At 62.0% G+C, this 14,417-nt stretch carries 9 protein-coding genes and 3 rRNA genes; 7 read left to right on the top strand and 5 right to left on the bottom strand.

What is annotated here, in order from left to right; genetic code table 11:
• The first annotated feature begins 134 nt into the window (after positions 1–134).
• Together EL272_RS00185 and EL272_RS00180 are read left to right on the top strand one after the other, a co-directional pair.
• Positions 135–875, top strand: coding sequence for an OmpA family protein (locus EL272_RS00185; RefSeq protein ID WP_014845189.1), 741 nt, complete (start codon positions 135–137; stop codon positions 873–875).
• Between the two features lie 3 nt (positions 876–878).
• Positions 879–3,158, top strand: a complete 2,280-nt coding sequence (locus tag EL272_RS00180; RefSeq protein WP_061787465.1) for a hypothetical protein — start codon at positions 879–881, stop codon at positions 3,156–3,158.
• Here EL272_RS00180 and EL272_RS00175 read toward each other — a convergent pair whose 3' ends face one another.
• From EL272_RS00175 to EL272_RS00155, 5 genes are all read right to left on the bottom strand, one after another.
• Positions 3,159–3,989 (bottom strand): fructosamine kinase family protein, encoded by an 831-nt coding sequence (locus EL272_RS00175; protein WP_014845188.1) that lies wholly within the window; start codon positions 3,987–3,989, stop codon positions 3,159–3,161. It lies immediately after the preceding gene.
• Between the two features lie 412 nt (positions 3,990–4,401).
• Positions 4,402–4,518 (bottom strand): 5S ribosomal RNA (rrf, locus tag EL272_RS00170).
• Positions 4,519–4,643: 125 nt separating this feature from the next.
• Positions 4,644–7,762 (bottom strand): 23S ribosomal RNA (locus tag EL272_RS00165).
• Between the two features lie 273 nt (positions 7,763–8,035).
• A 16S ribosomal RNA gene (locus EL272_RS00160) occupies positions 8,036–9,562 on the bottom strand.
• Together the 16S, 23S and 5S rRNA genes form the textbook arrangement of a ribosomal RNA operon.
• A gap of 66 nt (positions 9,563–9,628) precedes the next feature.
• Entirely contained in the window at positions 9,629–9,907 is a 279-nt protein-coding gene (locus tag EL272_RS00155; RefSeq protein WP_126409278.1) for a hypothetical protein, read from the bottom strand.
• 291 nt (positions 9,908–10,198) lie between these two features.
• Between EL272_RS00155 and EL272_RS00150 the strand changes: the two genes are divergently transcribed.
• The 5 genes from EL272_RS00150 (at position 10,199) to EL272_RS00130 (ending at position 14,350) form a co-directional block, all read left to right on the top strand.
• Positions 10,199–10,765: a PadR family transcriptional regulator gene (locus EL272_RS00150; RefSeq protein ID WP_061788044.1), complete on the top strand. Its 567-nt coding sequence runs from the start codon at positions 10,199–10,201 to the stop codon at positions 10,763–10,765.
• Between the two features lie 141 nt (positions 10,766–10,906).
• Positions 10,907–11,875: a metal ABC transporter solute-binding protein, Zn/Mn family gene (locus EL272_RS00145; RefSeq protein WP_014845186.1), complete on the top strand. Its 969-nt coding sequence runs from the start codon at positions 10,907–10,909 to the stop codon at positions 11,873–11,875.
• Positions 11,872–12,588 (top strand): metal ABC transporter ATP-binding protein, encoded by a 717-nt coding sequence (locus tag EL272_RS00140; protein WP_061788045.1) that lies wholly within the window; start codon positions 11,872–11,874, stop codon positions 12,586–12,588. The genes EL272_RS00145 and EL272_RS00140 overlap by 4 nt, the downstream gene beginning before the upstream one ends.
• Complete coding sequence (locus tag EL272_RS00135) at positions 12,585–13,490, top strand: metal ABC transporter permease (RefSeq protein WP_061788046.1); 906 nt, start codon at positions 12,585–12,587, stop codon at positions 13,488–13,490. The genes EL272_RS00140 and EL272_RS00135 overlap by 4 nt, the downstream gene beginning before the upstream one ends.
• Entirely contained in the window at positions 13,487–14,350 is an 864-nt protein-coding gene (locus EL272_RS00130; protein WP_061788047.1) for a metal ABC transporter permease, read from the top strand. Before EL272_RS00135 ends, EL272_RS00130 begins: the two co-directional genes overlap by 4 nt.
• The last annotated feature ends 67 nt before the right edge of the window (positions 14,351–14,417 follow it).

Raw genomic sequence — 14,417 nt, 5'->3', positions numbered from 1 at the left:
CCCCAAGGTGGAATACTAGATGATTCAAGACGAAAGTTAGTACGTGAACGAAAAAACGTTCGACGAAACTGGGGTGGATACCCAGATGCAGCGAGTCGGGATATAAGGTCGGTTCGCAAGAGTATGGAGGTACCGTGAAGGGAACCGTGGTGGCCGTGGTCACTGGGTTGGCCGCGCTCGTGGCCGTCGGAGCGGCAGGTGGCGCCCTGCTGGTGGAGCGGACACTCACCGAGGAGGCCACCCGGGCACTGGCGGCGGAGGGTGTGGACGCCCACGTCACCTTCTCGGGGTTGACCGCCACCGTGTCCGCCGCGAATCCGGAGCAGTTGCCGACGGCGCTGCGCCTGGTGTTGGACGTCCCGGGCGTTGTCCGGGCCGAGGCGGATCGTTCGTCGCTGCCCACCGCATCCACTTCACAACCCACTACATCCACACCGGCCCCCACTTCGACGCCGTCCCCCAAGCCGAGTCCCTCCGAACCGGCGGCCTCACCCAGCCCGTCCCCGAGCCCCTCGCCCAGCCCTGCCTCCGGCGAGATGCCGAAATCAGTGGTGAAATTCGAAGGTGGGGAATCCGATTTCCCCTCCAGTGAACGCACCAAGATCATAGAGCTGGCGGTCTGGCTCCAGGCCAATCCGGATGTCACCGTCGAGGTTGACGGGCACACGGACAACGGCCGCTCCCCGGCTTTCCGGAAAGAGTTGTCGGAGAAACGCGCCCGGCGTGTGGTCGACGCCCTCGTCGCGGCGGGGGCGAATCGCGACCAACTGGTAGCAGTCGGAAAAGCCGACACGGAACCGGCGGAATCTAATTCGACTCCGGAAGGTCAGGCAAAGAACCGGCGAGTGACGTTCGTGCAACGAGGGGAAAGGTAGACCATGACCGGATATGTTCTGCTGGTCATCGAACTGGCGGCAATTCTTGTCGTGCTTGTTGGTTTGGCATTGTTCTTGGGCTGGGTGCTTGGAAAGCGCTCCGCCCGGGCCAAGCTGGCCGCCGAACAGGAAACACGACCGACAAGGCCGACGCCCGAGCTGGAGGCGATGGCGGTCCTCAAGGACGACGAGAAGGAACCCGTGTCCCTGGCGTCCCGGGCGGTTCCGGTCGAAGCCCAGCCCGTCGCCTCGCAGCCCCCGTCTCCGATCGCGGTGGCCTCCACCCCCGATTCACGGCCGAAGGCCGAGGCCCAGCCGGTGTCGATCCCTTCGCCCTTCGCGCCCGATCCGTCGCTGTACGCCGGGCCCTCCGCCTCCACCGACCCGTCGGCCAGGGGAATCCCCGCTGAAGCGAAACCGGCCGAGGCGAAACCGGCAGGAGAACCCCAACCCGACCTTCTCAACGATCACACCGTCTCCGACGAGTCCACCATCGACACCCACATGATCCCCCGGATCACCGGCCAGACCCCGCCCCCCACACCCACCGCCGCCGAACCCGATCCGCGGCTGCTGGAGGCGGAGAGCCGCGCCAACGACGCCGAGGCCAAGGCCCGCGAGGCCGAGGCCAGGATCGAGGAGGCCAACCAACGCGCCCTCGAGGCCGAAGTCAAGGCCCAGGAGGCGGAGGCGAAGATCGAGGAGGCGGGACAGCAGGTCACGCAGGCCGACCTGCGCGTCTCCGAAGCCGAGGCCCGCGCCGCGGAGGCGGAGGCCCGCGCCCAGCAGGTCGACCAGCACATCAGCGACGCCGAGCAGGCCCGTCGCCAAGTGGTCGAGCTGGAGGAGCGGATCAACAAGCAGGAGATCGACATGGCCCGGCTGGAGAACCGCGCCACCGCCGCTTGGGACAAGACGATGCCAAACCTCATCGAGCGGATCGAATCCCTGGAGGGTGATCTGTCGCAGGCCCGCCGCGAGGCCGCCGAACTCCAGGCGCTGCTCGCCGCCGAACGCGACCAGGCAACTCCGGCCTCGGCAACCGAGCAGGCCGAGCAGCCCGAGCAGCCCGAACAGCCCGAACAACCCGAACAACCCGAACAACCCGAACAGCCCGAACAGGACGAACGGCCCGAGGTTCCACAGACCGAGATCATCAAGGAAGAACCTTGGCAGGCGATCGGCGCCGGGGTCGCGCAGGAAACCCCGATCACTTTCGCCCCCAGCACCCCTGAAGAGGATGCGAAGGATCAGGACCCCGAGCAGCTCGAGCAGCCCGAGCAGCCCGGGGAGCCCGTGGACGAGGTCGAGCCCGACGAGGAAACCAAGGACGAAGAAACCAAGGACGAAAAGACCCCCGACGAGAAGACCCCCGACGAGGAAGCCGCGGTCGAAGAGGAACCCGGGGACAAAGAGAAACTCGAGGGCGAAGAGAAACCCGAGGACGAAGAGGAGGTTCGCGCCCCCGAACAGCTCGCCCCCACCGCCGTCGTGGAGCACGAGGTGGAACTCCCGGCCCCCGAGGAGAAGACCAAGGACCAGGAGGACGAGAACCAAGAAGATCCTCAGGAGAACGGGGACCAAGAAGATTCTCAGGAGACCGAGGGCCAAGAAGATTCTCAGGAGACCGAGAATCGGGAGGAACCGGAACAGGAACCCGCGGCGCAGGAGGAAACCACCGACCTGTCGGCTCTCACCGACACCGGCAGCTTCGCCAAGCTCGTCGCGCCCGGACCGGCGCCAGAGGACCCCACCCCCATGGACCTCCCCGAGACGGAGCATCTCGTCCCAACGGCACCGGTCTACCCCGTCACGGCACACCACGACGACGCGACCATCCCCGACATTCCGCGGATCACCGCGCCGATCGCCCAGCCCTTCGGAACGGAGGAGGACACATCCGGTTGGCGGCGCACGATGACGCCCGACACCAGCCAGCCAAAAGCCACCGACAGCTCGTCGAAGGCAACCGATCTGCTGATCGACGAGACCGAGGTCGACGAGGTTCCCGTAGTAGCCGGGCTTCCCGAACCGGGACCGGTGGCGGAACCGAGCGTCAACGAGGGGCACATCGTCGCACCCCAGTTCGGCATGGCCGGGCAGCACGATGGGGTCCCACACAGCCCCCTCGACCCCAAGGGGGACCAGCTCTCGATCAGCCTCGAGGAGGACTACACTCTCGTCGATCCCATCGACGAGAGCATCGCCGTCATGGAAGACCTTGGCGAGGAGTTCCCCGTCGGGGTCGGCATTCCACCCGAGGACTACCCCCGGATCCGGTGATCAACTGGCCAGGCCGGCCCTGATCCTTACGGGCTGTCTGCTGCGTTCCGCGTCACCCCTGAGCCGCCGCGCCAAGGTGAGGGCCTGGGGCACGTAGTTTCCGGAGTAGAGAGCCGCGTGCACCAGCACCATGTGGAACTGGTGCACGGCCACCCGGTACCGCCACCCGTCCGCCAGCGGGCTGACCTCCTGGTATCCGGCAATGATGGCGTCCAGGTGGGGCGCACCGAAGAGCGCCAGCTCGGCCAGATCCGTCTCGGCGTGGCCACCGTGGGCAGACGGGTCGAGCAGCGTGCCAGTGGTGCCCGCGCCGCCGGGTACGACGGCCCACATCACGTTCCCAGCCCAGAGATCCCCGTGGATCCTGGCCACACTCTTGACCAGCGCGGGCTGGGGGGCGTCGAAGCGTCCCTCCGCCACCAGGTCGATGGCCCGGTGCAGCACCAACCTGGCCTCTCTGGGAACCTCCGCCAGCCGCAGGTAGGGACGCAGCCTGGCCTCGGCGTAAAACTCGCCCCAGCTGCCCCAGCGAGGGGCGCCACTGACGGGGGCCGGCAGCTCCGACAGCCGCGCATCGACGTCACGCAGCCCCGGTGGTGGAGCGCCCCAGTGCGGCGCGCCCGCCGCGTGGGTGCGGGCTAGACGCCGCCCGAACCGGGCGGCGTCCTCAAGGCTCGGGGTTCCGTGGGCGAGGCGACGGGTCTCCAGCCACGACTGACCGCGGTTCACAACTTCGGCGACGGCCGCGCCGCCCACGGCACCGGCCAGCCAGAACAGGCTCGTGACCTCCGTCGCTATGGCCGCCGGGCTGCCACTCTTGTGAAAACTCATCGCTGCTCCTCGCCGAAGGGTCGACGGGGACATGACACACTCGAAGTGGCACCATCCTCAGGGCCGAACATCCGTTCCATACTCAAGGCTCCCTTGCCTGTGGGCACCCGGGCATCGGTCACCCGGACCTCAAGTTTATAGGGCATCTCCCTAGAATCCAGTGCGGTTACCCTGAATTTGTGGACACTTGGGATAGCGGGATCGGGGCTCCGCGGGAAGGGCACTGGTGTGGCAGAGAGGAAGGCTCAGCCGTCATTGATGCCGGGGCATCGGACTGAGGCTGCGAGGTTGGTGATCGAGCCTGGCAGGCCGATCGCGCATGTGGCCCGCGAGCTGGGGCTGGGTGGTGGTTTTTGGTGGGGGTGTGGTTGTGCCCCCACAACTGGTGGGTTGTGGGGGCGTTGGGTGTGTTGTCCGGCGGCGTCTTACTCTCCCACACACTCGCGTGTGCAGTACCATCAGCGCTGGGAGGCTTAACTTCCGGGTTCGGGATGGGTCCGGGTGTTTCCCTCTCGCCATGGCCACCGTGACAAAACCTTTGAAGGGGTTTTTCACCGGCTGTTTGTTGTTGTTGCAGACACCCTTTATTGGGGGGTGTGTGTTTTGGGATACTTCATAGTGGACGCGTACAGAATTCTTTGGTTGTGTTGTTGGTGTGGCAAGCCCTCGGCCTATTAGTATCGGTCAGCTTCACACATTACTGTGCTTCCACGTCCGACCTATCAACCCCGTGGTCTGCGGGGGGCCTTACCACCTTGACGGTGTGGGAGTCCTCATCTTGAAGCGTGCTTCCCGCTTAGATGCTTTCAGCGGTTATCACTTCCCAACGTAGCCAACCAGCCGTGCTCCTGGCGGAACAACTGGCACACCAGAGGTTGGTCCGTCCCGGTCCTCTCGTACTAAGGACAGCCCTTCTCAAGACTCCTACGCGCGCAGCGGATAGGGACCGAACTGTCTCACGACGTTCTAAACCCAGCTCGCGTGCCGCTTTAATGGGCGAACAGCCCAACCCTTGGGACCGACTCCAGCCCCAGGATGCGACGAGCCGACATCGAGGTGCCAAACCATGCCGTCGCTATGGACGCTCGGGCAAGATCAGCCTGTTATCCCCGGGGTACCTTTTATCCGTTGAGTCCTGGCGCTTCCATTCGCTACCAGAAGATCACTAGTCCCGACTTTCGTCCCTGCTCGACCCGTCGGTCTCACAGTCAAGCTCCCTTGTGCACTTACACTCGAAACCTGATTGCCAACCAGGCTGAGGGAACCTTTGGGCGCCTCCGTTACCTTTTAGGAGGCGACCGCCCCAGTCAAACTACCCATCAGGCACTGTCCCTGAACCGGATAACGGTCCTAGGTTAGATAACCAGAATGACCAGAGTGGTATTTCAACGACGACTCCACCGGAACTGGCGTCCCGGTTTCAAAGTCTCCCACCTATCCTACACAAGTCACACCGATCACCAATACCAAACTGTAGTAAAGGTCCCGGGGTCTTTCCGTCCTGCTGCGCGTAACGAGCATCTTTACTCGTAATGCAATTTCACCGGGTTCGTGGTGGAGACAGCGCCCAAATCGTTACTCCATTCGTGCAGGTCGGAACTTACCCGACAAGGAATTTCGCTACCTTAGGATGGTTATAGTTACCACCGCCGTTTACTGGGGCTTAAGTTCACCGCTTCACCACACAAAATGCGGCTGACAGTTCCCCTTAACCTTCCAGCACCGGGCAGGAGTCAGTCCGTATACATCCTCTTACGAGTTGGCACGGACCTGTGTTTTTAGTAAACAGTCGCTTGGGCCTGGTCTCTGCGACCCTCAACGCTCACAACGCAAGGCTGGTCACGTATCAGGTCCCCCTTATCCCGAAGTTACGGGGGTATTTTGCCGAGTTCCTTCACCACGATTATCCCGATCGCCTCGGTATTCTCTACCTATCCACCTGTGTCGGTTTAGGGTACGGGCGGCTAACAACTCGCCAACGAAGCTTTTCTAGGCAGCATAGGATCACTCAACCCACACCCAAACGGTGCAGGCCCATCGTGTCTCAGGCATCACGGAATGCGGATTTACCTACACCCCACCCTACACACTTAGCCTCAGACAACCAACGCTGAGGATGAGCTACCTTCCTGCGTCCCTCCGCGGCTTGCCTACTACACACTCGGATCACAGACTCAACCACCCACCACCCCGAAAGGCAGCAGACAGTCTCGCATGCTTAGCATCGCGTGCCCCAGCACGGACGTTGTTTCGCCGGTACGGGAATATCAACCCGTTGTCCATCGACTACGCCTGTCGGCCTCGCCTTAGGTCCCGACTAACCCAGGGCAGATTAACTTGACCCTGGAACCCTTGGATATTCGGCGGACGGGTTTCTCACCCGTCATTCGCTACTCATGCCTGCATTCTCACTCGTATGCACTCCACGACCAGGTCACCCCACCGCTTCAACACGCACACGACGCTCCCCTACCCATCCACGCAACCTTCCGGCCACAACGCGTGAATGCCACAGCTTCGGCGGATAACTTGAGCCCCGCTGAATTGTCGGCGCAGAATCACTTGACCAGTGAGCTATTACGCACTCTTTCAAGGATGGCTGCTTCCAAGCCAACCTCCTGGTTGTCAACGCAACTCCACATCCTTTTCCACTTAGTCACCTCTTAGGGGCCTTAGCTGATGATCTGGGCTGTTTCCCTCTCGACTATGAAGCTTATCCCCCACAGTCTCACTGCCACGCTCTAACTTACCGGCATTCGGAGTTTGGCTGATTTCGGTAAGCTTGTGGGCCCCCTAGACCATCCAGTGCTCTACCTCCGGCAAGAAACACGCAACGCTGCACCTAAATGCATTTCGGGGAGAACCAGCTATCACGGGGTTTGATTGGCCTTTCACCCCTATCCACAGCTCATCTCCTCGGTTTTCAACCCAAGTGAGTTCGGGCCTCCACGAAGTCTTACCTTCGCTTCACCCTGGCCATGGATAGATCACCCCGCTTCGGGTCCAGAGCACGCGACTAAAAACGCCCTATTAGGACTCGCTTTCGCTACGACTACCCCACACGGGTTAACCTCGCCACGCACCACTGACTCGCAGGCTCATTCTTCAAAAGGCACGCCGTCACCCCAAACAAAAAAGTTCGAGGCCCCGACGGATTGTATGCGACCGGTTTCAGGTACTATTTCACTCCCCTCCCGGGGTACTTTTCACCATTCCCTCACGGTACTGATACACTATCGGTCACCAAGGAGTATTTAGGCTTAGCAGATGGTCCTGCCAGATTCACACGAGATTCCACGAGTCCCGTGCTACTTGGGAAAACGAAAAACGAGTGACAGACATACGCCTACAGGAGTATCACCCTCTACGCTCCGGCTTTCCAACCGATTCAACTTCATCCATCAATTTATAACTCGCCGGCCCGTCAACAGCCAGACCACAACGCATCCCACAACCCCCGCACCGCAACACCTGTCAGCTATCACACGGCACAGGTTTAGCCTCATCCACTTTCGCTCGCCACTACTCACGGAATCACTATTGTTTTCTCTTCCTACGGGTACTGAGATGTTTCACTTCCCCGCGTTCCCTCCAACTACCCTATACATTCAGGCAGAGGTCACCGGACACAACTCCGGAATCAAGGTTACCCCATTCGGAAATCCCAGGATCAAAACTCGTTTACCAACTCCCCTGGGCTTATCGCAGGTTACAACGTCCTTCATCGGCTCTTGGTGCCAAGGCATCCACCGATCGCACTAAGTAGCTTGCCAAAAAACCAACAACAAAAACTACAAAGATGCTCGCGTCCACTATAAAGTTCTCAAAACACACACCCCAAAACCCCCCGGCAAAAACCGGAAGAGCCCGGGGCTCCACAGAGAAACCGAAGCCACCAAACGGCCACCGACCCCTCAAAACCCAACAACGCGCCACCACAAAACATGGTAAAAGCCAATGTTCCACCCAGAAACCAAAAACCATGACCAGCCCCCAGAAACAACATCCAGGAACAAACCAGCCACAAAAACCATTCGGCTCCTTAGAAAGGAGGTGATCCAGCCGCACCTTCCGGTACGGCTACCTTGTTACGACTTAGTCCTAATCACCAGTCCCACCTTCGACGGCTCCCCCCCAAAAAATGGGTTAGGCCACCGGCTTCGGGTGTTACCGACTTTCATGACTTGACGGGCGGTGTGTACAAGCCCCGGGAACGTATTCACCGCAGCGTTGCTGATCTGCGATTACTAGCGACTCCGACTTCATGGGGTCGAGTTGCAGACCCCAATCCGAACTGAGACCGGCTTTCCGAGATTCGCTCACCCTCACAGGCTCGCAGCTCTTTGTACCGGCCATTGTAGCATGCGTGAAGCCCTGGACATAAGGGGCATGATGACTTGACGTCATCCCCACCTTCCTCCGAGTTGACCCCGGCGGTCTCCAATGAGTCCCCGGCATAACCCGCTGGCAACATTGGACGAGGGTTGCGCTCGTTGCGGGACTTAACCCAACATCTCACGACACGAGCTGACGACAGCCATGCACCACCTGTAAACCGACCAAAAAGGCACGCCCATCTCTGAACGCTTCCGGCATATGTCAAACCCAGGTAAGGTTCTTCGCGTTGCATCGAATTAATCCGCATGCTCCGCCGCTTGTGCGGGGCCCCGTCAATTCCTTTGAGTTTTAGCCTTGCGGCCGTACTCCCCAGGCGGGGTACTTAATGCGTTAGCTACGGCACGGAGAACGTGGAATGTCCCCCACACCTAGTACCCACCGTTTACGGCGTGGACTACCAGGGTATCTAAGCCTGTTCGCTCCCCACGCTTTCGCTTCTCAGCGTCAGGAAAGGTCCAGAGAACCGCCTTCGCCACCGGTGTTCCTCCTGATATCTGCGCATTCCACCGCTCCACCAGGAATTCCATTCTCCCCTACCTCCCTCAAGTCAGCCCGTATCGAAAGCAAGCTCAGGGTTAAGCCCCAAGTTTTCACTCCCGACGCGACAAACCGCCTACAAGCTCTTTACGCCCAATAAATCCGGACAACGCTCGCACCCTACGTATCACCGCGGCTGCTGGCACGTAGTTAGCCGGTGCTTCTTCTACTGCTACCGTCACAAAAAAGCTTCGTCACAATTGAAAGCGGTTTACAACCCGAAGGCCGTCATCCCGCACGCGGCGTTGCTGCATCAGACTTCCGTCCATTGTGCAATATTCCCCACTGCTGCCTCCCGTAGGAGTTTGGGCCGTATCTCAGTCCCAATGTGGCCGGTCGCCCTCTCAGGCCGGCTACCCGTCGAAGCCTTGGTGAGCCACTACCTCACCAACAAGCTGATAGGCCGCGAGTCCATCCCCAACCAAAAAAAATCTTTCCAACCCACAAGATGCCTTGCAAGCTCATATCCAGTATTAGCAACCGTTTCCGACTGTTATCCCAGAGATGAGGGCAGGTTACTCACGTGTTACTCACCCGTTCGCCACTCGTGTACCCCCGAAAGGGCCTTACCGTTCGACTTGCATGTGTTAAGCACACCGCCAGCGTTCGTCCTGAGCCAGGATCAAACTCTCCATCGAAAAAACAAAAATCAGACACACCCACAAACACAGGCGCACCCAAAAACAATTCGACAGAAAACCCAATCACCAACAAACCCCCACAACACACACAACCAAATGCGCACACTGCAGAGGAAAATCAATCAAAGGAAAAAACAAGAAACAAACCAAAAAAACAATCCTTGGTCCATCCCCAAAAAATGGCATTGACTTAAAGCACGCTGTTGAGTTCTCAAGATTCGGAAGCCACCAAAGCAGCAACCCGGTAAACCTTACTGCATTTCCACCGAATGTCAAATTCTGTGTTCCTGCATTGAGTTGTACCTTTTCTGGATTCACCGCCCCATCGGGCAGCTTCTCCACTGTACTCCCTGGTTCCCTGTTTCGCAAACCGGGCTTCCCGGATTGTTCAACAGGAGGCGTCACCGAGCACGTGACCTTGAGCGGGATCCACTTGATCGCACACTCGCCACGGGGCTCGTCGACTGGGGGAGTGCCCTGGTCCGCCGCTTCCCAGCGCTTTCCGGGGCGAGTGAGAACACTACACGCTCCCCAGACGGCGCGCAACTCGCCTCTGACAAGGCACCAGACCCGGGGTTGCATTACGGAAGATCACGATATATCGTAGAGCTATCCATAGCGAAAGGATCTGACATGAACACGAACAAACACGATCACCATGGCTTCCGGGAGGCCCCTGGACCGCACGGTCCGCACGGTCCGCACGGTCCGCATGGCCGCCGTCGCGGCGGACGTCCCCCCGAGGGTTTCGAAGGATTCGGCCGCCGGTCCCGCCGCCGCGGTGATGTCCGGGTGGCGGTCCTCCTGCTGCTCGCCGAGGAGCCGATGCACGGCTACCAGCTGATGCAGACCATCGCCGAGCGCACCGACGGGGCGTGGTCCCCCAGCCCCGGCGCCATCTACCCGACGCTCAACCAGCTCGAGGACGAGGGCCTCGTCCGGATCGACACCAGCGGCGGCCGCAAGGAGGTCTCCCTCACCGAGGTGGGCCGGGCCCACGTCGAGGAACACCGCCCCGAGTGGCCGAACCCCCTGGCCAGTGAGGACGGCCCCCGCCTGCGGGAACTCATGCACTCGCTCAGCGAAGCCGTGCGCCAGGTCGGCCGCACCGGCACCGACGCCCAGCGTCAGCAGACCGCCCGAGAGCTCACCGACGTCCGGCGTCGGATTTACCTGATCCTCGCCGGGGACGAGGAGTAGGCCGGCTCATTTTGAAAGGCGGGGAGTCGCAAGCCCGAGGGTGAGGGTACCCCAACTGGTACTGAGAATATATCGCATGTTAGATTCATCGTGATTTCGTATTGAAACAAGCTAATTTATGCTTTGACAGTAAGGAAGCCCATGCGACCCACCATTCTCACCCGCCGCTCCCTCATCGCCGCGCTCTCCGCGGTCCCCGCCGTCGCCCTCGTCGCGGGATGCTCCAACAAATCCAGCGGCTCCGCCTCGGAGAGCGCAGGTGGCGGGAAAAAGCTCGCGATCTTCGCCACCACCGGTTACCTGGCCGACGCGGCCAAGGTGCTCGATCCCGACGCCGAGATCACGACGATGGTCAAGCCCGGCGGCGACCCCCACACCTACGAGCCCACCACCCAGGACATCGAGAAGATGCAGTCCGCCGACGCGGTCTTCTCCTCCGGCGTGCACCTGGAAGCCAAGATGCTGACCCAGCTCGAATCGCTGGGTTCCAAGCACATCGCCGTCGGCAACAAGATCGACCAGAGCGAGCTGCTGCCCTGGCCGGAGAAGGACGAGCAGGGCAACGAACTCCACGACCCGCACATCTGGAACAGCACCAAGATCTGGCAGCAGGTCGTGACCCTGATGGCCGAACACCTCAAGACCATCAACTCCTCGAAGGCCGCCGACTACGACAAGAACGCGGAGGCCTACAAGAAGCAGATCGAGGAAACCGACACCTGGGCCAAGCAGGAGACCGCGAAGATCCCCGAGGAACGCCGGGTACTGGTCACGGGCCACGACGCCTTCAACTACTTCGGACGGGCCTACGGCATCGAGATCCACGCCACCGACTTCGTCACCTCGGAATCCGACATGTCCGCCGACGACATCGCCGAACTGGCCGACCTGATCGCGAAACACAAGCTGCCCGTCATCTTCCAGGACAACCTCAAGAACCCCCAGGCGATCCAGTCCGTCAAGGAGGCCGTCGCGGCCAAGGGCTGGCAGGTCGAGGTCTCCGACAAGGAACTCTACGCCGATTCCCTCGGCAGCGAGGCCGGCGTTGACTCCTACCTCGGGGTGATGAAGCACAACGTCACCACCATCGTCGAGGCATTGAGCCGATGACGGCTGCCCTGAGCGTCTCCGGGCTGAGCTTCGCCTACCGCGACTCGCTGGTTCTGCGGGAGGTCACCCTCGACCTCCCGCAGGGCGTGGTGCTGGGCGTCATCGGGCCCAACGGGGCAGGGAAGTCGACGCTGCTGAAGGCCGTGGTCGGGCTGCTGAAACCCGCGAAGGGAACCGTCGCCTGCTTCGGCCAGCCGTTGCAGAAGGTGCGTCGCCGCGTCGGCTACATGCGGCAGGCCAGCAGCGTCGACTGGGACTTCCCGACCACGGTCAGCGACGTCGTGCTCATGGGCACCTACGGTGGCCTGGGATGGTTCCGCCGGCCCGGGACGAAGGAACGCGACGTGGCGGCGGCCGCGCTGAGGCGGGTCGGCATCCCCCACCTGGCGCACCGGCCCATCAGCCAGCTCTCCGGGGGTGAGCGCCAACGCACCTTCCTGGCGCGGCTGCTGGCCCAGCAGTCCGACCTGCTGCTCCTCGACGAGCCCTTCGCCGGGGTGGACGCCGCCAGCCAGGAAACCATCACGCGCGTGCTGCACGGGCTGCGCGACGAGGGACGCACCGTCGTCATCGTCCATCACGACCTGGCCACCGTCCCGACGCTGTGCGACTGGACCTGCCTGCTGAACCGGACCGTGATGGGTTTCGGCCCCACGAAGGAAGTGTTCACCGACGAGATGGTGAAACAGGCCTACGGGTTGGCGACGACATGAACCCCGCCGAGCTGCTGACCAACCACACCTACCGGATGATGCTGCTCGGCACCGTCATCATCGGGTTCACCACCGGGGCCATCGGCACCTTCGCCTACCTGCGGAAACGCACCCTCCTGGCGGACGTCGTCTCCCATTCCTCCATCGGGGGAGTGATGCTGGCCTTCATCATCGCCGCGTCCTTCGGGATCGACGGTCGCAGCAACTGGGTGCTGATCCTCGGCTCCGCGGTGGTCTCCCTGGTCGCGGTGCAGCTGGTCGACTGGCTGCCCCGCGTCTCGGTGACGAAGGTGGATGCGGCGATGGCGATCGTGTTGGCGCTGTTCTTCGGCGGCGGCATGGTGCTGCACCGCATCATTCTCGCCGGGCCCTACCCCAGCAAGGGCGGATTGGCGGAGTACCTGTTCGGCAACTCCTCCCACCTGACTATCGAGGACATCGTCTCCAGCGTCGTCGTCTCCCTCGCGACCTTCCTGGTGGCGGTCATCGCGTTCAAGGAACTGAAGCTGAGCTGCTTCGACCCCGAGTACGCGGCAACGCTGGGATTCTCCTCGCGGCTGCTGTCGGTGCTGCTGAACGCGGTGGTGGTGCTGTCGATCGTGATCGGCCTCAAGGCCGTCGGACTGGTGCTCATGGTGGCGCTGGCCATCGCCCCGCCGATCGCGGCCAGGCAGTGGACCACGCGCGTCGGTAGCATGTTGCTGCTGTCGGGGCTGATAGGGGCCTTCAGCGCCGTCGTCGGGTCGTGGCTCGCGGTCTCGATCGGTCGCGTGCCCACCGGCCCCATGATCGTGCTGGTGGTCACGGTCATCGCCTTCGTCTCGATCTTGTTCGCTCCCAAACGCAGCCTCCTGCTGACGATCCGGGCGAGACGGCGTCACCGCGAGGAGGTGACGGCATGACCTTCGTGCTATGGGTGATGATCCTGGCGATCGTCACCGCCGTCACCTGTGCCCTGCCCGGGATCTGGCTGGTGCTGCGGAAGCAGTCGATGCTGACCGACGCCATCAGCCACGCCGTGCTGCCGGGCATCGTCATCGCGGCGGTGGCCACGGGAACCATCCAGTCGCCGTGGTCCATCGTCGGGGCGGCCGTGATGGGCACCGTGGTGGTGCTGGGGGCGGAGCTGCTCGAATCGACGGGACTGGTCTCCGGGGACGGCCCCCAGGGGCTGGTGTTCCCGGCCCTGTTCAGCATCGGCGTGCTGCTGCTCAGCACCCGCTTCAGCGGGGTTCAGATCACCGAGTCGGCGGTGCTGGTCGGGGACCTCAACCTGGCAGCCTTCCTGCCGCTGAAGATCGGAAACACACTGCTCGGCCCGCAGTACCTGTGGGTGATGGCTGGGGTGCTGGTCCTGAACGTCGTGTACCTGACGGTGCTGCACACCCGCCTCAAGCTGATCGCCTTCGACCCGGAACTGGCCCAGACCATGGGCATCCCGGTCAAGCGCCTGGGTCACCTGACCATGCTGGTGGTCTCGGTGACGATCACCGCCGCCTTCAACGCGGCGGGCGCGGTGCTGGTGATGGCGCTGATGATCGTCCCCGCGGCCATCGCGCAGCTGCTGTCCCACAGCATCCACGGCATGTACCTCATCACCGTCGGCGTCACCGTCGCCTGTTCGGTGGTGGGATTCTGGGCCGCCTACGCCCTCGACGCCTCCACCTCATCGGGCCTGGCGTTCTTCTACGGGATCGTCTACCTGGCGGTGGTGGCAGCAACGGTGATCATGCGGAAGCTCCGCACTCCGCGCACCGGCTGAACCGCCCCCCAGGTTCCCGTACACGCTCATGATGATTGAGACGGCCTGCTCGCTGAGCGAGCAGGCC

The sequence above is a fragment of the Arachnia propionica genome, assembly GCF_900637725.1.
Lineage (GTDB): Bacteria > Actinomycetota > Actinomycetes > Propionibacteriales > Propionibacteriaceae > Arachnia > Arachnia propionica.
This window is presented reverse-complemented; position numbering and strand designations above follow the sequence as displayed.